The organism is Oceanobacillus sp. FSL W7-1309, from assembly GCF_038002145.1.
Classification (GTDB): Bacteria; Bacillota; Bacilli; order Bacillales; family Amphibacillaceae; genus Oceanobacillus; species Oceanobacillus profundus.
In genome coordinates this window covers 1,235,591-1,256,980 of sequence record NZ_JBBOBX010000001.1, presented here as the reverse complement: position 1 = coordinate 1,256,980, position 21,390 = coordinate 1,235,591, and the positions used below count along the sequence as shown (strand labels likewise).

Sequence of the window (21,390 nt, the reverse complement as noted above, 5' to 3'; positions counted from 1 at the left end):
TGATGATAATCAAATGAAAGAAATCATAAAGGGGTATGTTCGATGAATAATCAGCAGCTTTCCAATACAAAGGATAGCTTTACGTTGAATGGAACTAGCTATTATTACTATGCATTACATAAGCTGGAAAAGGAAATCGGCCAGGATTTTTCCCAATTGCCTTATACGATTAAAGTTTTCTTGGAAGCAGCCCTGCGAAATATGGATGGTAAGAAAATAACGGAAGATCATGTGTACCATTTAGCAAACTGGGCTAGCGACAAAAGTTCAAAAAAGGAAATGCCATTCAAACCGTATCGTGTGTTATTGCACGACACTACAGGTATTCCTGTGATTGTGGATCTTGCTTTATTAAGAGATGCTGTTGCTGAATTAGGGGAAGATGTAAGCAAGGTTAACCCGAAGATTCCAGTAGATTTAGTTGTAGACCATTCTGTTATGGTTGATTTTGCAGGGTCTGAGAATGCGAGAAGTATGAATGAGAGGCGTGAGTTTGAAAGAAATAGAGAAAGATTTCAGTTTCTCAAATGGGCCCAGTCCAATTTTGATAAATTCCGTGTGTTTCCGCCTTCGTCAGGAATTATGCATCAGATCAACATGGAGTATTTGACTAAAGTTGCGGTTGTGGAAGAGATAGGTAACGAGATTCATATTTTTCCAGATTCACTTGTTGGTGCAGATTCCCATACAACGATGATTAACGGTCTTGGTATTGTTGGCTACGGGGTTGGGGGAATCGAGGCGGAAGCAGCGATGCTCGGTGATCCCCTGTACTTTATTAGTCCGGAAGTTATTGGTTTTAAGCTAACCGGCTCATTATCAGAGGGAACAACAGCGACAGATCTTGCTCTTACTGTAACGAATATGCTGCGGGAGAAAAATGTAATTGGAAAAATTGTAGAGTTTTATGGTGACGGTGTGAAATCACTGACGGTTTTTGATCGTTCAACGATTTCCAATATGGCGCCTGAATCTGGTGCAACAATGTCCTACTTCCCGGTTGATTATGAAACATTAGACTATTTACGAATGCTAGGGCGCAGTGAGGAAGATATACACCTCATTCAGACGTATTATCAAAAACAGCGGCTTTTTCGTGAGGAGCATGAAGCTTATCCTGCTTATTCCGATACGATTGAACTTGACCTTTCCTTGGTCGTTACATCTCTAGCTGGACCGAAGCGACCACAGGACCGAGTTGATTTATCCGAATTAAAACAACGATTTCGAGACAGTTTACGAAAACCAGTCACTGCCGGTGGATATGGGCTCACAGAGGATGAAGTAGCAAAGGAAGCTGCGATAGAGGACGAGGTAGTGAAGGCAGGGAGTGTTGTTATTGCGGCAATCACAAGCTGTACGAATACATCGAATCCGAATGTGATGATTGGAGCTGGATTAGTTGCCAAAAAGGCTATTGAAAGAAATCTGGTGAAACCAAGCTATGTGAAAGCATCCTTAACACCTGGCTCAAAGGTTGTTACCGAATATTTGGAAAAGTCTGGATTGCTTGCCTATCTAGAGCAACTAGGGTTTAACATTGCAGGCTATGGATGCGCGACATGTATTGGTAACTCTGGGGAATTATTCGATGCCGTTGATGAAGTGGTTAGCAACAATAATTTAACGGTCGCATCCGTATTGTCTGGCAACCGGAATTTTGAAGGAAGAATCCATCCGAAGGTAAAGGCAAATTATCTTGCATCGCCGCCATTAGTTGTTGCATATGCATTAGCAGGAACGGTCGATATTGAATTTGACGGCGAGCCACTAGGCTATGATACAAACAATAGCCCCGTGTATTTAAAGGATATCTGGCCAACATCAAAAGAGATTGAAGCAGTTCGTAAGGCGTCATTAGAATCCAGTATGTTTAAGAAAAATTACGATCAAATTTTCACGCGTAACGAGGATTGGAATGAATTGGAGATACCGAGTGGGCAAATCTACCAATGGGATCCAGAATCGACTTATATTAGAAAACCTCCATTTCTTAATCAGGCGGTCATTCAGAAGTCAAACCTGGATAGAACGAGAATTCTATTAATGCTTGGTGATTCCATAACAACGGATCACATCTCTCCTGCAGGCAGGATTAAAACGGATGGTCCAGCCGCAACATACTTAATGGAGCATGGGGTGACTCCTAGAAAATTTAATTCCTATCCATCAAGGCGCGGCAATTATGAAGTAATGCAGAGAGGAGCCTTTGCCAATGTAAGAATACGCAACCAGCTTTTACCCGATATGGAAGGTGGGTATACAACGTATTTTCCTACAAATGAGGTTATGACGGTTTATGAAGCTGCAAAACGTTATGAACAAGACGGTACGCCGCTTACAGTCGTTGCAGGAAAAGAATATGGAACAGGAAGTTCCAGAGACTGGGCTGCAAAGGGGACATTGCTATTAGGGGTGAAAACGGTAATTGCAGAAAGCTTTGAGCGGATTCATCGGAGTAACCTACTTGGAATGGGTGTTCTGCCATTGCAATTTATGGAAGGAACCAATAAAGAAACATTACAGCTAATAGGCACGGAAACCTTTTATTTCGGTAACCAGCTGGAAGATTTATACCCAGGTAAAACCATTCAAGTAAAGGCAGTGCGTGAAACTGGTGAGTTGTTTTATTTCGACACCACCGCTCGCTTAGATAACCGCGTAGAAGTTGACTACTACAATAATGGTGGGATATTACCAAGCATTGTTCAGACGTATTCGGATAAATTAACGATCTGAATGAAAGTGAGGGATTTACCTTGGATGATATGGATTGGAAAATCATTAAAGGGTTATATCGACATAAAAATATCACACGAACAGCTGAGGAATTTTTTATATCCCAGCCTTCATTAACAAAGAAAATTAAGAAGATCGAGAAGGAGTTTACTATTACGATTTATAAAAGAAAAAGCAGAGGAATCGTATTTACAAAAGAGGGGGAGTATTTGGCGCAAAAGGCAATAGAGATAGATGCCAGATTAAATCGGATTAAAGAGAATACCGAAAAGATGAATGCACATATGAAAGGCAAATTAAATATTGGTGTCACAAATCATTTTGCTAAATATCACCTCCCATCCATTTTGCGCGACTTCCAATCGGCTTATCCGGAAGTGGAATTTAATATTCGAAGTGGCTGGGGGAAGGAGATCTCACATCTCATCAACACGGAGAACATTCATATTGGATTTATTCGAGGAGATTATGAATGGGCAGGAAGTAAATATTTATTATTTAAAGATCCAATGTGTTTATTTTCAAGAAATGAGATTGATCTACATGCACTTCCTGATTACCCTAGAATTGATTATCAAACAGGTACAGTTGTCAATTCGCTGATTGAATCGTGGTGGAGTGACCATTATGAAATAGCCCCAACCATTGGCATGGTAGTGGACAGTGTGGAAGCATGTAAAGAAATGGTTATTAAAGGCTTGGGGTATGCGCTTTTACCTGCGTCGATGCTGGAAGGGAACACGGATATCTTTCGCGTTGATCTTTTTGATAGGCATCAAACTCAGGTGGATATTCATACATGGATGTATTATTCAGAAGCATTGTTAGATACAAAGATTGTTTCGGAGTTTGTTGATTTCGTAAAAAAACATAACAATAAAACGAGAGGGGTAGTAAGATGACAGTGAATTATGTAGAGGAGTTTGCTAAGCTTCCATCCACCTGTGTTTCGGATGGGTTAGCAGGACAAAATGCGATGGATTTTGCGATAAAACCATTAGCTCAACAATATAAGATTGCGGGTAGAGCACATACGGTAAAAATCCCAAAAGGACAGAACAAGGAATTCCTAAAAGCAATAAGAGAAGCGAATGCTGGGGATGTACTTGTCGTTGATGCTGAGGACGACACGTCAAAAGCAATTGCAGGGGATTTTATATTAGGAATGGCCAAAACATTAGGTATTAAAGGAGTGGTTACCAATGGGGTGGTTCGGGATGTGGAAGGAATTCTGGAGTTGGATTTTCCTGTGTTCTGCCGGGGGACAACAACCGTCGCTGGCAGTAAGTCGGATGCAGGGTATTCCAACATAGCAATCAGTTGTGGCGGTGTAGTTGTCAGACAAGGGGATATTATCGTAGGTGATCGTGACGGTGTTGTTGTCGTGCCAAAGGAAAGGGAGAACGAAGTATTGGAACAAGCACAAAAGAAGCTGAGAAAGGATGAGGAAAGAGAATCGAGAGTGGCAGGCGATATAGAGGCTATTTATAAGCACATTGATGGGATTTTGGGAAATTAGACTGAATTTTCCTGTTATTAACAGTGTAGGAGAAACGTATTTTTCGAAAACAAGGGAGGAATGTATCATGAAAAATTATGTGTGGTTACTTGTCGGGGTATCATTATTGTTGTTCATGGCAGCGTGTGGAAATAGTGATCAGGAAGTGATCGGTGCAGAAAATGGTGAGTGGGAGCCACAAGAAGTTATTGAAATTGTCGCTCCAGCTGGGGCTGGCGGAGGTTATGACACAACGGCAAGAATGGCAGTACAAGCTTTTGCTGAAGAAGGGATTATCGAACAAAGCATGGGAGTTGTGAATAAAGTGGGCGGCGGTGGTGCTGTAGGCTGGGCTTATGTGGCAGATCAAGATTGCAGTCCATACCATATGTTTGTTACTTCTCCGCCATTTTTATTAGTGCCTTTAAATGGTCAATCTCAATATGGTTATGAGGAATTTACACCAATCGCCAATATCATTGCAGATTATCCCGCCTTTGCAGTAGCTGCTGATGCGAAATGGGATAATTTGAATGAATTATTCGACGATATGAAAGCGGATCCATCAAGTGTTACGGTAGTAGGAACCTCATCACCTGGGAGCATGGATCATATCGCATTTGCAATGGTCGCAAAAGCTGCAGGTGTTGATATAACAAAGATAAAATACGTTTCTGCTCAAGATAATGCTGGTTTAACACAGGTCTTAAATGGAAGTGCGGATGTTTTTTCAACAGGTGTTGCAGAAACGGTGGAACAGGTGAAAGCTGGGAATCTGAAAGTATTAGGCGTGACATCTGAAGAGAGGCTTGAAGGGGAGACGTTAGAGGATTTCCCTACAGTAGCTGAGCAAGATATCGATGCGTCAATTATTAACTGGCGTGGTTTCTTTGGACCACCAAACATGCCAAAGGAAGCACAGGAATATTATGAAGAGAAATTTAAGGAATTGAGCGAATCGGATGCATTTGCCGATATTCGAAACCGATTTGGTTGGGGAGAAATGTATATGGATAGTGAGGAAACGAAACAGTACTTGGATGAACAACATGCAGAATTTAAGGTGATTTTAGAAGAATTAGGACTCGCAAAGTAAATGGAAAAAATTCTAATTTAATCTGGTTGTCCAGTTCATGGTGATTTGCCTGGCCTGGATAACTATGAATTACTTGAACTCCAAAGTTTAGAGGTAAAAAAAGTGTGTCCACATTTCTTTCTCGATAAGTGTAATTAATGCATTCGCAAAGTTTAGCGAATGCCAAGTTTTCTAATGATTGGTGGTGGTGAAATGCTGAAGACTTTAAATCAGCGTATTAGTGTAACCTTGTTTATTATCGGTATCCTATATCTTATTTTGACTTACCAGCTTCCATCCTACCCTTATACAGAAATTGACGCAGATATTATCCCGACGGTGTTAGGCTGGATTTTGGTTGGATTATCAATTGTTTTATTTTTCGCAAAGGATTCTGAAACAGATGAGCAGAAACAGAGGAGGAATATACCAAAGAAGGATCTTCTCGCTATAGTGATCGTTTTTGCCTTTTTATTTGTGTATGTTCTGTTTCTGGAAATATTAGGTTTCGTTATAATGACGGCATTATTTATCTTTTTTTGTTCTTGGTTTTTAGGCTATAAAAAGCATATTACCAATGTTATCGTTTCCATTGTATTTCCAGTAATTATATACCTTATGTTTACAGAATTTTTGAAAATTAGTTTGCCGCAAGGGATTTTACCGCTTTAAGGAGGCCATAACGAATGGGATCGATAGAAGGAATTTTAACTGGATTTCAAACGGCATTAAGTCTAGAAGCAATCATGTTCGTCGCAATTGGTGTTGTGGTAGGTACATTTATTGGTATGATTCCTGGATTAGGCCCTATAACTGCCATTGCTGTCATGATTCCAATTACATTTGGAATGGACCCTGCCGCCGCGCTGATCATGATGGCTGGGGTATATTATGGAGCGATGTATGGTGGGTCAACTTCGTCTATATTATTAAATGCACCAGGAGTGGCTGGAACCGTTGCAGCAGCCTTTGATGGCTACCCGATGGCGCAACAAGGAAAAGCTGGAAAAGCATTAGCAATTTCAGCAATCGCATCATTTGTTGGCGGGACGGTTAGTGTAATCTTATTGATGCTTTTGGCTCCTGCACTCTCCAGTGTAGCGGTGGCTTTTGGACCACCGGCATACTTTGCACTGATGTTAATGGGGCTAACTGCAATATCCAGTTTATCGGAAGGCTCTACAATAAAAGCACTGCTTTCTGCTGTTATTGGATTTATGATTGTCACGATTGGGATAGACGCACAAACAGGTACACAGCGGTTTACGTTTGGAAATATTAATTTACTTGAGGGGATTGACTTTCTAGTTATTGCACTAGGCTTATTTGCTTTAGCTGAAGTGTGTACATTAATTATTAATCGAAAAGATTTAAACATGAATGATGCGCATAAAATTGGCAGCTTACGTCTATCAAAGGACGATATTAATGAAATGAAGGGCCCGATGACAAGGCAATCCTTTTTAGGATTTATTATTGGTGTTTTACCTGGAGCAGGAGCAACGATTTCCTCGTTTATTGCTTATATTTCAGAGAAAAAACTCTCCAAAAAACCGGATGAGTTCGGAAAGGGATCCATAAGAGGCCTCGCGGCACCGGAAACAGCTAACAACGCTGCAACTAGTGGTGCTTTTGTACCGCTATTAAGCCTTGGTATTCCTGGTTCGGGAACGACTGCTGTTATGCTGGGTGCCTTTATTGTTTTGGGCGTACAGCCTGGTCCATTACTGATGACAGATCGTCCAGAAATTTTCTGGGGTATTATTGCAAGTATGTATATAGGAAATGTTTTTCTTCTATTATTAAATCTACCTTTAATTCCATATTTGGCAAAGATATTATTGATACCACGTCCACTCTTGATTTCCTTAGTAATCATGTTTAGTACAGTTGGTGTGTATGCGATAAGCTTTAATACATTTGATTTATACATGTTATTGCTATTTGGAATAATCGGGTTTCTGATGCGGTTGTTTGCTTTCCCAGCCGCACCATTAATCTTAGCGTTTATTCTAGGTGGGATGATGGAGGATTCATTTAGGCAGTCATTAACAAGTTCAAATGGTAGTTTAATGGTATTTGTATATGACCCAATTGCTTTGACCTTGTTAATTATAGCTGGCCTTACATTTGTCTTTCCGATTGTACGTCAATTGCGTAAGCGTAGGGGGTAAATATAAGAGTAAGGTATAACGGTTTTCGTTATCAGATGGTAGAATAAATTTACTATAAATCAGTAAAAAAACATGATAAGGGAATGCTGTTCAGTGGGAGTTTGATCCGAGTTATTAGATATAGTCAGTGAAGGAATCTCAAAGCCTAGTTTTGACACGTAGTTTAAAGAGACTTTGATTGAAATAGTTAGTATTCCTACAAATCATATAATATCCCCCTATAGAAACCACCTTTCTATAGGGGGATATTAATTATAGAAAACAATTATCTAACAATTTTTATAAACACCATTGTATAAATATTCATTATTAGTTATAATTATAACAACTTGATGTAATTATAGGAGAGATTGCATGGAAACTAAGAATATAATTATTATAGGTGCGGCCGGAAGAGATTTTCATAATTTTAATACGTATTATCGTGATAATGAAGCATATAACGTTGTTGCTTTTACAGCAGCGCAGATTCCAGACATTGATGGACGAAAGTATCCGAGTGAATTAGCGGGAGAACTCTATCCGAATGGAATTCCGATTTATTCACAGGATCAATTATCAGCGTTGATTAAAGAGTTACAGGTAAACGAATGTATTTTTGCGTTTAGTGATATTAGTTACGAAGAAGTGATGGGCATCGGGGCGATTGTGAATGCAGCAGGTGCTGATTTCAAATTGCTCGGTCCGAATAACACGATGTTAAAAAGTAAAAAGCCGGTCATTTCGGTTTGTGCTGTACGAACAGGAACAGGAAAAAGTCAAACGTCCAGAAAAATTATTGAAACATTATTAGAACAGGGCTTAAAAGTTATTGCGGTGAGACATCCAATGCCTTACGGTGATTTAAATGCACAGCGTGTGCAACGCTTTGCGTCTGTTGAAGACTTGAAGAAACATCATTGTACAATTGAAGAAATGGAAGAATATGAGCCACATGTTTCACGTGGAAACATCGTGTATGCCGGCGTTGATTATGCAGAAATATTGGCAGCGGCAGAAAATGACCCTGATGGCTGTGATGTGATTTTATGGGATGGGGGAAATAATGACTTTTCCTTTTTTGAGCCTGATTTAGCTGTTACAGTCTTGGACCCACATCGCCCGGGACATGAGCTGAAGTATTATCCAGGTGAAGTGTGTCTGCGAACAACTGATGTGTCCATCATTAACAAAGTGGATAGTGCATCAGAAGAAGCTATTGAAATTGTAGAAAATAATATCAAAGCTGCAAGTCCAAACAGCACGATTATTAAAGCTGAATCGACAATTACGGTTGATAAACCAGAACTTATTGCTGGAAAACGTGTGTTGGTCGTGGAAGATGGCCCAACACTTACGCATGGGGAAATGAAGCTTGGTGCAGGAACAGTTGCAGCAGAGCGTTTAGGTGCTGCTGAAATCATTGATCCACGTCCATTTGCTGTTGGTACACTGCAAGACACATTTAAGAAATATCAGCATGTTGAAAACGTACTTCCGGCGATGGGGTATGGTGACCAGCAATTAAAGGATCTGGAAAAAACGATTAATAATGCTGACTGTGATGCAGTAATTATCGGAACCCCAATCGATTTAACACGTGTTATTTCCATTAACAAGCCGTCTACCCGTGTATATTACGATTTAGACGAAGTGGAAGGGCCGAATTTGAATGATGTATTAGAAGATTTTATTGAAGAACATAAACTAGTGAATGATAAACAATCGGCGTATTAGACAGATGGGTAAAGACTAGCGACAAATGTTGCTAGTCTTTTATTGGTAGATAAGAAAGTATAAAATTTCTATCTGCATAAGTGCAACCAATGCATTTGCCTAAAGGCTTGGCAAATACCAAGCTTTCTAATGTTAGGGAAATGCTGCAGACCAGTCTCAGGGCTAAATAGAAACTTAACTACGAGTACGTTTACGGTCTCTAAAACTGATATAAATCGTCAGCAGAATACAAAGAAAGAGTGTCACATGGAATATCGTATGAAGTGTGTTCGGAACAATTCCATGCATTACAGGTAAAAAGGAATGTGTGTTTCCGAACATCGTCTGGTATCTTTCCGCCTTTTCCTCCGCGCCAAACCCAAAGAAATATGGTATCCACCAAGCCATTAGTACCCCTGCAAAAATACATGAAGAATGAATAATGAGCCAAACCTTTGCCCAAATCGGGTATCTTTTCCCAATAAAACATAGGATGAGAACCATTAAAATGACAATTTGCACCACACCAATCAACGTGACAACAATCAATTCCCTAGTAGAGTTCTCTTGGGCGATTGCTTGAATGTCATTTAATGGACCCAAAGTACCCAATTCTGCAAACATAAACAGTAAAATCAAACCGTATCCAGCAATTAAAAACTTTTCCTGAACACGAATTTCTCTCTTCAAGATGCTGACTTCCCTTCGTATTGATGGTTAGGATGAAGTTCCAATTTATGATAACACGAAAACAATTTTATCTGTGTTAATCTTTTGTAGTTTCAAACAATAAAACAACATTGCTATACGGTGTGGTCTATATGGATTGGAACCTTAATTAATGGGTATTATTAACCGAAAATATAGTAAACTTAGAATGTGAGATTGCTAATATTGATATAACTTAATCCGATGTTCTAGTAGGAGGATGAATTTCAATGAAGGAGTTACTTTTAAAGTATATGGATACATTTACCTCACTAAGCGAAAGGGAGCAACAGGAAATTGTCGACACGATTGTTTTAGAAGAGTATCCGAAGGGATCTTATCTTATGAAACAAGGGGATAAGCCTACGTCTAAATGTTATTTTACATTGCAAGGGTGTGTAAGACAGTTTTATGTAGATGAGGCAGGGAAAGAGGTAACATCCAATTTTTACACCGAGGAACAGGCGATTTTGGGATTTAATACGTTAGCAAAAGACGACCATACGTCCGACTTCTCGTTAATTTGCATGGAGGATTGTGTACTTGTTGTTGGTGATCTGGATAGTGAAGAAAAGATGTTCCACAAGTATACTCAATTAGAGACAATGACTAGAAAGATGATGGAAATTTATCTAAGTGAAGCCCAAGAAGAACGCGCCGTCTTTATTCACTCTAAACCTGAAGAACGCTATAAAATCATGGTACAGAAACGCCCTCACCTCGTTAATCGAGTTCCTCAACATCAACTTGCAAGCTATCTCGGTATGACGCCGGAGTCATTAAGTAGAATTAAAAGACGAATGAACAATGAATTGGTAAAAGATCTGGAATCTTAACTTAAGTCAATGACAGGTTCTCCATTAGCTCCTAAACTAAAGGTAAAAAAAGGAGCTTTTGTATGACCAATTTAGAAAAAGAGCGTTCTAATCAACGGACTGTGGCTATAGCAGGTGGGATAGCTATTATTATCATGGCGCTTGCTGCAGGATTTTCCTATGGCTTTGTTTTGGAGCAGATTGCAATTCAAGGTGATACCGATGCTACATTTCAAAACCTGCTTTCTTCCGAAGGGCTATTTATTGCTGGAATCGCAGGATGGCTCGTGATTCTTCTATGTGATATTGTCGTAGCTTGGAGTCTTTATATTGTTCTTCAACCACTTCATAAAAATCTATCATTGCTCGCTATGTTGCTCCGTTTTGCATATGCTGGGATCTTGGGGATAGCAATTCTTAATCTAATTATTGTGACGATCCTTATAAACAACAGGGCTTCTTTTTTGACGACAGATAGTTTTCCTGTAATGGCAAATGTATTTCTTATAGCGTTTGAGATGACCTGGTGGATTGGTTTAATTATTTTTGGAGCGCATTTATTAATTGTCGGTTATTTAGCCTTTCAATCGGACTTCATTCCAAAACTGGTTAGTATCTTGTTATGGATAGCGGCCTTGGCATATATGCTGATACATGCTTTTTATTTCTTTCTCCCCCACTGGAATGCTTTCACATCTGTTTTGGAGGCGGTGTTAACAATTCCAATGGTTTTTGGTGAATTGGGGTTAGGGATTTGGCTGCTTATGAAAGGTGGTAAAAGTTCAGACGTTCGGGATAAGGATGTTATGTAGTAATTGATGGAAGAGGAATTTACTAGTTATAAAAAGAACCGAGGGGATTTTGCTCGGTTCTTTCTTATGAGGGAAAGGTGGAACAAAATATGAATTTACTGCACGGATCTAAGAAGATCTATCAAACTAATGATCGTAATAGGATAGCAAGATGCCCCTGACGCTGTTCGCTTGAAGTCATTTACAAATAATTTAAACTAACTATATATTTCCTCAATATTTAACCTGTACAATTTGAAGATAAAGTATGTTGGATGATTCTTGTGAGGATCCAATTCTAAAGGGGATTTGTAAAGTGAAGGGAAAGCCGTTAGTTACATTTTTACTCCCTGCGTATAATGAGGGGGAAAATATTCATGAGTTGTATGACCAGTTGACCTCAGAAACGAAGAATTTATGTTACTCCTTTGAGTTTTTATTTATTGATGATGGCAGTACGGATGACACGTTAGAAAAAATCAAACATCTTACATATTGCGCTGATAATGTACGATATGTTTCTTTCTCTCGGAACTTTGGTAAAGAGGCGGCAATGTATGCTGGGTTAGAGCATGCGAGGGGGGAAGCTGTCATTATTATGGATACTGATTTACAACACCCACCCCATTTGATCTCATCTTTAATAAAAGGGCACGAGGCAGGCTACCACCAGGTAATTGCGAAGCGCAATCGAAAAGGCGAATCAAAGTTTAGCCAATTCCTCACGGGAAGCTTCTACCAGATGATGAATAAATGGAGTGCAGTCAATCTCCAAGATGGGGAAGGGGATTTCCGTTTGTTAAGCAGGAAAGCGGTAGACGCGCTTCTGAAGTTGAGTGAAGGGAATCGTTTTTCGAAAGGTCTCTATTCTTGGATAGGCTTATCCCAAACCACTGTGACGTATGAAAATGTAATCCGCAAAAAAGGGGAAAGCAAGTGGAAGCTGTCTTCACTCATTACATATGCATTGGATGGAATGCTTTCATTTAACACGAAACCATTAAGATTGTGTTGTTATTTAGGACTCTTTACGATTTTAATCTCATTTATATATATTCTTATAACGTTCGTTTCTATTGTATGGAATGGTGTGGATGTGCCAGGATATTTTACAACGATTTCTGCAATTCTTTTTCTCGGCGGTGTTCAATTATTCTGCTTGGGAATTATTGGGGAATATATTGGTCGGATTTACAATGAAACAAAAAAACGCCCACACTATATTATTGATGAAAGTAATGCATGGAGATCCGATTTAGAAGTAAGAGCTATTATGCCATCAACACGAACATGGGGATTATCAGAAAAACAGGAAAAAGAGAAAGTGAGTTCATGAATAAAGAATTTGTCCGTTTTGTCTTTGTAGGGATAATGAATACAATCCATTATTATGTTATCTATTTATTTTTTATACAGATTTTGGGAGTGCATTATTTATCAAGTCATATTGCAGCAACGATCATCAGTATGTACATTTCTTATTTCTTGAACGTTTATTTTACATATAAAGTGAAGCCGTCATTAAAATCATTTTTGATGTTCCCGCTTACTCAAGTTGTTAACATCGGTGTACAAGCGTTATTACTCCTTATTTTAGTTGAGCTTTGGAATATCCCAAATACATTTGCGCCAATTTTTGCGGTCGTTTTCACAGTACCAGTTACATTTTTCGTTACGAGGAGAATTTTACATTAATGCAAAAGCAAAATAGGAAGCAATGGATGATTATTGTCGTCGCTGCTTTAATTATTTCAATAGTATGCCATCTGTTTTTTATCGTTCAAAAAGAAGAAGGCATTCTTATGACAGGCTATAATGATGGGCTTTCCCAGATGCTTCCATTCAAAAAATTTATTTATGATGAATATACGAGCGGTAATTTCTTTTATTCGGATTCGTTTGGTCTTGGGGGTGGATTTTATTCCCAACTCAGCTATTATTACACGACTAATATTTTTTTCATTTTTCATATTGCTTTTATTTTTATATTGGAAACGTTACATATTATTGCTCCCCCAGATTTAGCATTTTGGGCCTCGGCAATTTTACCAATGAGTATTGCCAAACTTGCAGCAATCATCGTTATTACTACTATCTATTTAAAAAAAATAAATTTTCGACTTGCACCTGCATTGTTAGGCGCGATTGTTTACGCGACAAATGTTCTGTATTTCAGGCATGCAATGTATTGGGATTTCTTTACTGACGCGATGTTTTGGTTGATTTTATTACTAATCGGTGTGGAGAAAATAATACAGAAAGAATCCAAGGGAGTTTTTGTAGTTGGTGTAGCAGCAAATCTCATTACCAATTTCTATTTTGCTTATGTAAACTTCCTTTTAGCATTCTTTTATATTTTGCTTCGATTTGTAATCAAGTTTCATAAAAATGAAAAGAGTCCAGTAAAGCAAATTACGCAATATTGTTATTTAGGGTTGATTGGATTTCTAATTAGTGGGTTCGCATTTATTCCGAGTATCGCTGCATATTTGGGAAATTATCGTCCGGAATATACGGATATAATTCCGTTATTGGATTTTACCGATAATATTTTATTTGACAGCCGAGTGCTTTTTTTGCCAGTTTTTATTGTCATGATGGTTTGTTTTATTCGTTTTTATAAATACCCTATTTTTCGCTTTTTTGCTGCTATATCAATAATGGGAACGTTTCTCCACTTTGTTCCTTATGTTGGAAGTATGTTTAACGGTTTTTCGGCACCACAGAATCGCTGGGAATATATCGTTTGCCTCGCTTTTGGAGGAGTAGCAGCGTTTGTTTTGCAACATATCAAGGAAGTAAAAGCAAAAGATGTTGCGATTGGTGTTGTTGCTTATACCCTTTTGGCTATTGCCTTTATCGAATATGATACGTATTCATTTGATCAAACGTTTGATTGGATAATCCCGATTGCATCTGTTTGTTTCGTTATTATCTTCTTTTTACGAAGGAATAAAACGGCGATTTCTATTAGTATTATCTTGATTATGGTCATTTCAGCAAATTTGTTTCAAGCAGTAAGATTAATGACTCCTCCCAAAGATGGGGAATTGGCTAGTGAATCGGTTTTGTTAAACTCGGACATCTACAATTCTTCAGAACAACGACAGCTCATTGAAGAAATGAAGAAAAATAAAGATACCGAGCATAGTCGAATTGATTGGATGGTACCGATGCGAAACAATACACCAATTGTCCAAGACTATGATGGGATGAGCGTATATTCGAGTATATTAAATGATAATCTTCTTTTTTTCTATTATCACTATGCTGAGATTAGTATGGACCGGGAAAGTGTGAGCAGATATGCAACACTTGGAGATAGAGCTAACCTTATGAGTCTATTTGATGGACAGTTTTATATGAGAGGAAAAGAAACAAAGACTGTGCCATATGGATTCATGCCATTGTTGGATAGTGAGCATTACGCAGCTTACGAAAATCAATTACTGCTTCCATCTTTTCGGAAAACCAATGTAAGGTATGATGCAAATGAATTGCTGGAGGAGCCTGTGTTAAAACGGGAACACGCGATGCTCTCAGGAGTAATTGTGGAAGAGGGCAATAATAATTCAGCCGAACAATTAGAGGCTACCGAGATTGATGATTACTCGATTCAAGCAGTAAATGCAACTTATGATGAAGAGAAGCTTCGTGTAGTGGAAGATGGTGGTGGGCTCGATATTTCCCTCGATCATCCAATAAAAAATGGAGATCTATATGTGTCCTTTTATATTGACGGGATTCGAAAACAAGATGAGTTTCTATTAGAGGTGAATGACTACCAAGCGTTAAGGAAAGAGTCTGATTCCATTTATCAGACGAATATCAATGACCTTACGATTCGAGTTGAAGCGGATGACACCGTTAAATTAAAGCTTCCAAAGGGGAATTACAGCTTAAAGAATTTGCAGATTTTCCATGAGGATTATATGGTGTTGCGTGAAGTTCATGAACGATACGACGAGGAGGAAGCCTTACCTTTAAAATGGGAAAATGGCCTTGTGAAGGGGGAAGTTACTAGCGAAGAGAAAGCTGAAATGATTGTAACTCCTATTCCATATGAGAAGGGTTGGAGCTTGAAAATAAATGGTGACAAAGTGCCAATCGAAAAAGTTAACTATGCGTTTATCGGCATTCCATTAGAAGTTGGAGGTAATGAGATTGAGATGACCTACTATCCTCCGTATTTTGGCTGGACAGTCGGAATGACTGTTTTAGGGGTTGGAGTGCTTGGCTTTCTCTTTTATAGGGAGAAAAGGGAACCGGTAGATTACAGCAACAATGATAAAGGAGAAATCGACACACATGAATGAAACTATCTTACTCGAGAACTTACAAAAGAAAAAAATGGTTGCTGCCTTAAAAGAGCCAAAGTATATAGAAAAAGTAGTAAAATACAAACATAATTTAGGCGCGGCATTATTAATGACAGGTACGATTTTAACCGTGAAGCGCTATGTCGATTTTCTTCAAAAAAACGGACTCCCTGTTATTTTACATGTAGAACGAATAGGTGGTCTTGAAATGGACAAGGATGGGATCGACTTTGTGAAAAAATATGTAAAGCCAACTGCAATTGTTTCAACGAATCAGGGAATTATTAAACGAGCCAAAAAGGCAGGGTTATTCGTTGTTCAGCGTGTATTTCTAATCGATACTGATGTCTACCTCCACCTTGTTCAGGACCCTCGTAATATTCAAGCTGATATAATTGAATTAATGCCGAGCAGGGCACCGGACTTTATTGAAAAACTATCTAAAATATCACCTGTTCCTATCATTACTGGAGGGCTTCTGTCCTTACCGGAACATGCCAAAAGTGCATTTGATCATGGAGCTGCTGCTGTATCAACGTCTAACCCGGAAATGTGGAAGTTGGACTTGAACCAATTATAAAATTGAGCCAAAGAAAAGGCTGTTCACTCCAAACTATACGCAAAATTAACTTCTTCTTCACAATGATTTAGTATTTATACGTTACAATTGGGTGTGAAGTGAATAGTTTATTGGTGCAAATGAAGAGAGACCACAAATATTGAATGCTGTCTATGGCATTTATATTATTTGTGGTCTCTTTTTTATGGAGGTGTTGGGAAACAAAATTTCTTCATTCAAAATCTTAGAAAACTTGGCAGACACCAAGCTCTTAGGCGATTGCCTTAGTTGCACTTATGCAAGCAGAAAAGTTATATACTTTCCTACTTGCCAAAAAAGGAGAGAACATGTGATTAAAATTGAAGATTATGATGTGTATAGTTTTGATTTAGACGGTACGATTTACGTTGGAGATAGGCTATTGCCGGGAGCTGTGGAAACACTCGAATACATACGAAGCAACGGAAAGAAGGTTCGCTTTATTACAAATTCCTCGAACCTATCAAGAGAGGAATGTAAGGAGCGTTTAGAAAGACTCGGCCTCACCATTCAGCTGGAGGAAGTAGTAACTGCTCTTTATTTAGCGGGTCTATATTTTAAGGAACAGTATCCAGCAGCGAGGGTTTACGTTGTTGGCGATGATCAGGTGAAGACGGAGTTGCATCGTCAATGTATTGAAACAATCGATGACCCAGCTAAAGCAACCCATGTTTTAGTTGGACATGACCGAGCTTTTTCCTATGATAGAATTCAACATGCAATGAATGCAATTTATCAAGGAGCTAAGCTTATTGTGATAAATCCCGATCCGATTTGCCCCGTCCCGAATGGATATATACCGGATACGATGACCTTTGCAAAGGCAATTGAGGTTGCTAGCGGTAGAGCGATCGACCAAATTATTGGAAAGCCAACTCATTATTATGCAGACAGATTGCTGGAGATAAGTGAGACAGACCCCAATCGGATTTTGATTGTTGGAGATAGGTTGGAGACAGATATTATGCTTGGACAAGCTCACGGGTTTGCGACATGTCTTGTGCTAACCGGGGTAGTAAGTAAACAGGATATTCCTAAATCGAGAATCAAACCTGATTATGTGATAGAGAACCTATCTGAGCTGTTTGCATTCGAATTACCTTTAGAAAAAAGCCATCTTTTTGAACAACATCTTTAATAAAAGTTAACATTCGCTTCAAATCTAATTAATAGTAGTTTGATATAGTTGAAATTGTAAAGTGAATACATTCATGGTGCGATTAGAGAGACCTCAAAATAGGATATATGTGGGTATGCATATATATCCATTTTGGGGTCTTTTTTAGTATAAGAAGTGGAGGGGGTCATGGAAGAAATAAGTATCACTAATAGTGCGTGTACAAAAAGGAGGATGAAAAGGACCGAGAAGTTCGAGGCGGCGTAGCTTTGAGTAGCGGAACGTATGGGTTTAATACGTGAGCAGACGTTCTTGCACGCAGGAAAAGTGTTTTTCTTTTGCGAGGAACGGAAAAGCAAGCCAACGAGCTTCTACAGGATGTGGTGACTTCGACGTTCGACACAGGACGTGTCGGTACTTAGTCGAAGATCTTCTGCTTTCGATGTGTCATTTTTACCGGACTTTTTGAACAACCTCTAATAGGTAAATAGAATTCTAATTTAAAACATGGAGGAATGAAAAATGAAGAAGCTATCTTATTTATTAATGTTTACTGTAATGATACTTGTACTTGCAGCTTGTGGTAATAGTGAGGCCACGGGTTCGAGTGGGGACTCAGGGTCAGAATCTGAAGGTAATGGTCCAATTGAAATTACGTATTGGTATGCATGGGGAGATAAGATTGGAGAAAACAATGAAAATCTAGTAGAGCAATTTAATGAAATGCAGGACGAAATACACGTTACTGCTGAATTCCAAGGTAGCTATGATGAGCTGCATTCAAAGACGCAAGCAGCATTTGCAGCTGGTAACGCTCCGGAAGTAACACAAAATGAAATTGCTTCGATTGAAACATTTGCAAAATCTGGTATGACCCAAGATTTAACAGCCTTTGTTGAAGAAGATGCAGATGAAGTTGATATGGATGACTTTAATCCTGGTTTAATGGGGAACTCCTATGTTGATGACAAGCTTTATGGCCTACCTTACTTAAGAAGTACACCAATTGTATATATTAATAAGACAATGTTTGAAGAAAAAGGGATTGATCCAGCATCTATCCAAACGTGGGAAGATTTTCAATCAGCAGCTGAAAACTTAACAGATGACGAGCATGTTGGAATTTCAATGCCGGTAGATATTTGGTTCTATGAAGCATTTGTTGCTCAAGCTGGTGGAGAAATGGTTAATGAGAATGGCGAAATTGCATTTAACGGAGAAGGTGGAGTGGAAGCTCTTAACCTTTGGAAGGAAATGGTTGAAGCTGGAACAATGCGTGTTCCAGGTGGAGAACCACTGCAAGCAGCAGATATGGCGAGACAAGATTTTGCTACTGGTCGTGCGGGAATGTATTTCTCTTCTACAGCTGACTTAACATTAATGTTGCAGTTAGCGGAGGAAAATGGTTATGAATTGGAAACAATTATGTTCCCTGAAAATGAACAACGCAGTGTTCCAACTGGTGGGGCGAATTTAGTAATGACTACTGGATTAGATGAAGAAAAACAACAAGCTGCATGGGAGTTCATTAAATTTATGACTGCTCCAGAACAAACTGCTTATGCAAGTGAGTATACTGGATATTTGCCAAGTCGACTTTCTGCAGTGGAGTCAGACACGATGCAAGAGCTTTATGAAGAAAAGCCACAATTTAAGGTTGCGGTAGATCAATTGCAATATGGAAATGCTCGTCCAATGATTGAAGGATATCCTGAGGTAGTAAAAATTCTTATCGAAGAAATTCAACGTTTAATGCTTGATCCAAGTTTGGAAGCTGGGGATGTGTTAGATCAAGCTGCAGAACGTTCAGCAAATGTGATTAAATAAGTGTTTTTACATAGGAACGTGGTGTTTCCTGTCACGTTCCTATGAATTAATTTTAACTTTAAGGAGTTATATCATGGCTAAAATTCAATTGAAAAATGTATCGAAAGCGTATGGTAATAATAAAAAGGTGATTGAGGATATGAATTTGGATATCCAGGATGGCTCATTTACGGTTTTGGTTGGTCCTTCTGGATGTGGTAAATCGACGACACTCCGAATTATCGCCGGTCTAGAAGACGTTTCAGCAGGGGAAATATGGATTGGAGATCAATTAGTTAATGATGTGGCACCTGGAAAAAGAGGCATTTCTATGGTCTTCCAAAACTATGCGTTGTATCCAACGATGTCTGTAAGAGGCAATATTGAATTTGGCTTGGAAAATATGAAAATACCAAAAGCGGAACGAAAAAAGATGGTAGAGGAAATAGCTGAGATTGTGGACCTTACCGAATACTTGGATAAGAAGCCGCAAAACTTATCTGGTGGGCAGCGTCAACGTGTAGCGTTAGCACGAGCAATGGTAAAAAAACCAGATGTTTTTATATTTGATGAACCATTATCCAATTTAGATGCGAAATTACGCGGGCAAATGCGAACGGAATTAATCCAGTTACATAAACGCTTGGGAACAACTTTTATCTATGTAACCCATGATCAGGTAGAAGCAATGTCGATGGGAGATGAAATTGTCATTTTAGATAAAGGTCATATTATGCAGCAGGCAGCACCGATGGAAGTATATCATAACCCGGCGAATCAATTTGTAGCGAATTTTATCGGTACACCATCGATGAACATTCTGTCAAAGTCAATGGTAGAAGAAAAAACTGGAACGATTACAGATGAGCGTATTTCCTATGTAGGTTTTCGCCCAGAGCATGCAGCTATGCAAGTGGAGAAGCTAGCTGCTTCTGGAATAAATCTCTCATGTGAAATAATTACAATGGAAACACTGGGTTCGGAAACACTATATTTGGTGAATAGTGATGCAGGGCAGTTTCAAGTGAAAAGCTTCCAAGCCCCATTAGTAGAAACGAAAAAAGTTGATATCACCATTCCAATGGATAAATTGTATTACTTTGATACGCAAGGTAATCGGGTTTTTGTAGAGGATATTCCTTTTCAGACTCCTGCCCGAGAGGTAAGAGGAGAGGTGCTCGTATGAGATCAGCGAAGTGGCGCCCATATTTTTTTGTTGCGCCCGCCATTATTGTTTTTCTAGTATTCTTCATTCAACCAATTTTTTATATGATTTACTTAAGTTTTCATGATTGGAACTTTATTAGCCCCGATAAAACATTTGTTGGTCTCGGGAATTTTAAAGATTTGCTGTCCGACCCTATGTTTTTAGAGGTAATTCGCAATACGCTGATGTATACATTTTTTACCGTTTTATTTTCAATTAGCCTTGCGTTGCTAATGTCTATTTGGTTGAATAAGCAAGGCTGGATGTACAGCTTTGTCCAAGGGGCTGTATTCAGTCCGCATATTATTTCGCTTGTATCCATTGCGATGCTATGGATGTGGATAATGGATGCTGACTATGGTTTATTAAATTGGGTTTTAAGTTTAGTCGGATTAGAAAAGGTTCCGTGGCTGACAGATCCCAACACGGCCTTGTCTTCGCTAATTATTATAGCAGTGTGGAAAAACATCGGTTATTTTACGTTAATCATTATAGCTGGCCTGCAAAGTATTCCAAAGCATTTATATGAAGCAGCTGCCTTAGATCGTACACCACCCTGGCGGCGATTTGCAAAGATCACTTTTCCAATGTTATCGCCTAGCTTATTTTTCTTAACGATTATAGGGATTTTGGACTCCATTAAGGTTTTTGAAACGATCAGCATTATTACAAAGGGTGGACCGCTTAATTCGACAAACACGCTTGTATACTACATATATGAAAACGGCTTTATATTCTTTAAAATTGGCTATGCATCAGCAGCCGGTGTTATTTTATTAGTCATTTTAAGTATTTTAACGTTGCTTTATTTTAAAGTTCTAAGTAAAAGAGTTCACTATCAATAGAAG

18 protein-coding genes are annotated in these 21,390 nt (G+C 38.8%); 17 read left to right on the top strand and 1 reads right to left on the bottom strand.

Annotated features, from left to right (window positions below; all coding sequences use genetic code 11):
* The first annotated feature begins 42 nt into the window (after positions 1-42).
* The 7 genes from acnA (at position 43) to NST46_RS05680 (ending at position 9,202) form a co-directional block, all read left to right on the top strand.
* Complete coding sequence (gene acnA / locus NST46_RS05710) at positions 43-2,739, top strand: aconitate hydratase AcnA (protein WP_251659914.1); 2,697 nt, start codon at positions 43-45, stop codon at positions 2,737-2,739.
* 29 nt (positions 2,740-2,768) lie between these two features.
* Positions 2,769-3,641: a LysR family transcriptional regulator gene (locus NST46_RS05705; protein ID WP_341136883.1), complete on the top strand. Its 873-nt coding sequence runs from the start codon at positions 2,769-2,771 to the stop codon at positions 3,639-3,641.
* Positions 3,638-4,258 (top strand): RraA family protein, encoded by a 621-nt coding sequence (locus NST46_RS05700; protein ID WP_341136882.1) that lies wholly within the window; start codon positions 3,638-3,640, stop codon positions 4,256-4,258. Before NST46_RS05705 ends, NST46_RS05700 begins: the two co-directional genes overlap by 4 nt.
* A 67-nt stretch (positions 4,259-4,325) precedes the next feature.
* On the top strand, positions 4,326-5,333 hold the full coding sequence (locus tag NST46_RS05695; protein WP_341136881.1) for a tripartite tricarboxylate transporter substrate binding protein: 1,008 nt from the start codon (positions 4,326-4,328) through the stop codon (positions 5,331-5,333).
* 192 nt (positions 5,334-5,525) lie between these two features.
* A complete protein-coding gene (locus tag NST46_RS05690; RefSeq protein WP_341136880.1) occupies positions 5,526-5,984 on the top strand; it encodes a tripartite tricarboxylate transporter TctB family protein in 459 nt (152 codons plus the stop codon).
* Between the two features lie 14 nt (positions 5,985-5,998).
* Entirely contained in the window at positions 5,999-7,486 is a 1,488-nt protein-coding gene (locus NST46_RS05685; RefSeq protein ID WP_339315853.1) for a tripartite tricarboxylate transporter permease, read from the top strand.
* 354 nt (positions 7,487-7,840) lie between these two features.
* Positions 7,841-9,202: a cyclic 2,3-diphosphoglycerate synthase gene (locus NST46_RS05680; protein WP_341136879.1), complete on the top strand. Its 1,362-nt coding sequence runs from the start codon at positions 7,841-7,843 to the stop codon at positions 9,200-9,202.
* 174 nt (positions 9,203-9,376) lie between these two features.
* Here NST46_RS05680 and NST46_RS05675 read toward each other — a convergent pair whose 3' ends face one another.
* A complete protein-coding gene (locus NST46_RS05675; protein WP_341136878.1) occupies positions 9,377-9,871 on the bottom strand; it encodes a hypothetical protein in 495 nt (164 codons plus the stop codon).
* Positions 9,872-10,119: 248 nt separating this feature from the next.
* On the opposite strand from NST46_RS05675, the gene NST46_RS05670 reads away from it, so the two are divergent.
* The 10 genes from NST46_RS05670 to NST46_RS05625 all read left to right on the top strand — a co-directional run bounded on the left by NST46_RS05670 (position 10,120) and on the right by NST46_RS05625 (position 21,387).
* Positions 10,120-10,725 carry a Crp/Fnr family transcriptional regulator gene (locus NST46_RS05670; RefSeq protein WP_341136877.1) on the top strand — a complete coding sequence of 202 codons (606 nt, stop codon included), beginning with the start codon at positions 10,120-10,122 and terminating at the stop codon, positions 10,723-10,725.
* 62 nt (positions 10,726-10,787) lie between these two features.
* Complete coding sequence (locus NST46_RS05665) at positions 10,788-11,516, top strand: DUF4386 domain-containing protein (RefSeq protein WP_095310315.1); 729 nt, start codon at positions 10,788-10,790, stop codon at positions 11,514-11,516.
* A gap of 295 nt (positions 11,517-11,811) precedes the next feature.
* A complete protein-coding gene (locus NST46_RS05660; protein WP_341136876.1) occupies positions 11,812-12,831 on the top strand; it encodes a glycosyltransferase family 2 protein in 1,020 nt (339 codons plus the stop codon).
* A complete protein-coding gene (locus NST46_RS05655; protein WP_341136875.1) occupies positions 12,828-13,190 on the top strand; it encodes a GtrA family protein in 363 nt (120 codons plus the stop codon). The genes NST46_RS05660 and NST46_RS05655 overlap by 4 nt, the downstream gene beginning before the upstream one ends.
* Positions 13,190-15,811, top strand: a complete 2,622-nt coding sequence (locus tag NST46_RS05650) for a YfhO family protein (protein WP_341136874.1) — start codon at positions 13,190-13,192, stop codon at positions 15,809-15,811. The genes NST46_RS05655 and NST46_RS05650 overlap by 1 nt, the downstream gene beginning before the upstream one ends.
* Positions 15,804-16,394 carry a glycerol-3-phosphate responsive antiterminator gene (locus tag NST46_RS05645; protein ID WP_118888300.1) on the top strand — a complete coding sequence of 197 codons (591 nt, stop codon included), beginning with the start codon at positions 15,804-15,806 and terminating at the stop codon, positions 16,392-16,394. The genes NST46_RS05650 and NST46_RS05645 overlap by 8 nt, the downstream gene beginning before the upstream one ends.
* A 328-nt stretch (positions 16,395-16,722) precedes the next feature.
* Complete coding sequence (locus tag NST46_RS05640; protein WP_341136873.1) at positions 16,723-17,550, top strand: HAD-IIA family hydrolase; 828 nt, start codon at positions 16,723-16,725, stop codon at positions 17,548-17,550.
* Between the two features lie 501 nt (positions 17,551-18,051).
* A complete protein-coding gene (locus NST46_RS05635) occupies positions 18,052-19,356 on the top strand; it encodes an ABC transporter substrate-binding protein (protein WP_095310321.1) in 1,305 nt (434 codons plus the stop codon).
* A 73-nt stretch (positions 19,357-19,429) separates the two neighbouring features.
* Positions 19,430-20,521, top strand: a complete 1,092-nt coding sequence (locus NST46_RS05630) for an ABC transporter ATP-binding protein (protein ID WP_095310322.1) — start codon at positions 19,430-19,432, stop codon at positions 20,519-20,521.
* Positions 20,518-21,387, top strand: coding sequence for a carbohydrate ABC transporter permease (locus NST46_RS05625; protein WP_095310323.1), 870 nt, complete (start codon positions 20,518-20,520; stop codon positions 21,385-21,387). Before NST46_RS05630 ends, NST46_RS05625 begins: the two co-directional genes overlap by 4 nt.
* The last annotated feature ends 3 nt before the right edge of the window (positions 21,388-21,390 follow it).

Bases quoted from the DNA above. Each gene is read 5' to 3' on its own strand.
- NST46_RS05650 (WP_341136874.1), top strand. From the start codon at position 13,190: ATGCAAAAGCAAAATAGGAAGCAATGGATGATTATTGTCGTCGCTGCT.
- NST46_RS05680 (WP_341136879.1), top strand. From the start codon at position 7,841: ATGGAAACTAAGAATATAATTATTATAGGTGCGGCCGGAAGAGATTTT.
- NST46_RS05645 (WP_118888300.1), top strand. From the start codon at position 15,804: ATGAATGAAACTATCTTACTCGAGAACTTACAAAAGAAAAAAATGGTT.
- NST46_RS05705 (WP_341136883.1), top strand. From the start codon at position 2,769: ATGGATTGGAAAATCATTAAAGGGTTATATCGACATAAAAATATCACA.
- NST46_RS05700 (WP_341136882.1), top strand. From the start codon at position 3,638: ATGACAGTGAATTATGTAGAGGAGTTTGCTAAGCTTCCATCCACCTGT.
- NST46_RS05665 (WP_095310315.1), top strand. From the start codon at position 10,788: ATGACCAATTTAGAAAAAGAGCGTTCTAATCAACGGACTGTGGCTATA.
- NST46_RS05630 (WP_095310322.1), top strand. From the start codon at position 19,430: ATGGCTAAAATTCAATTGAAAAATGTATCGAAAGCGTATGGTAATAAT.
- acnA (WP_251659914.1), top strand. From the start codon at position 43: ATGAATAATCAGCAGCTTTCCAATACAAAGGATAGCTTTACGTTGAAT.
- NST46_RS05685 (WP_339315853.1), top strand. From the start codon at position 5,999: ATGGGATCGATAGAAGGAATTTTAACTGGATTTCAAACGGCATTAAGT.
- NST46_RS05690 (WP_341136880.1), top strand. From the start codon at position 5,526: ATGCTGAAGACTTTAAATCAGCGTATTAGTGTAACCTTGTTTATTATC.
- NST46_RS05625 (WP_095310323.1), top strand. From the start codon at position 20,518: ATGAGATCAGCGAAGTGGCGCCCATATTTTTTTGTTGCGCCCGCCATT.
- NST46_RS05635 (WP_095310321.1), top strand. From the start codon at position 18,052: ATGAAGAAGCTATCTTATTTATTAATGTTTACTGTAATGATACTTGTA.
- NST46_RS05695 (WP_341136881.1), top strand. From the start codon at position 4,326: ATGAAAAATTATGTGTGGTTACTTGTCGGGGTATCATTATTGTTGTTC.
- NST46_RS05655 (WP_341136875.1), top strand. From the start codon at position 12,828: ATGAATAAAGAATTTGTCCGTTTTGTCTTTGTAGGGATAATGAATACA.
- NST46_RS05670 (WP_341136877.1), top strand. From the start codon at position 10,120: ATGAAGGAGTTACTTTTAAAGTATATGGATACATTTACCTCACTAAGC.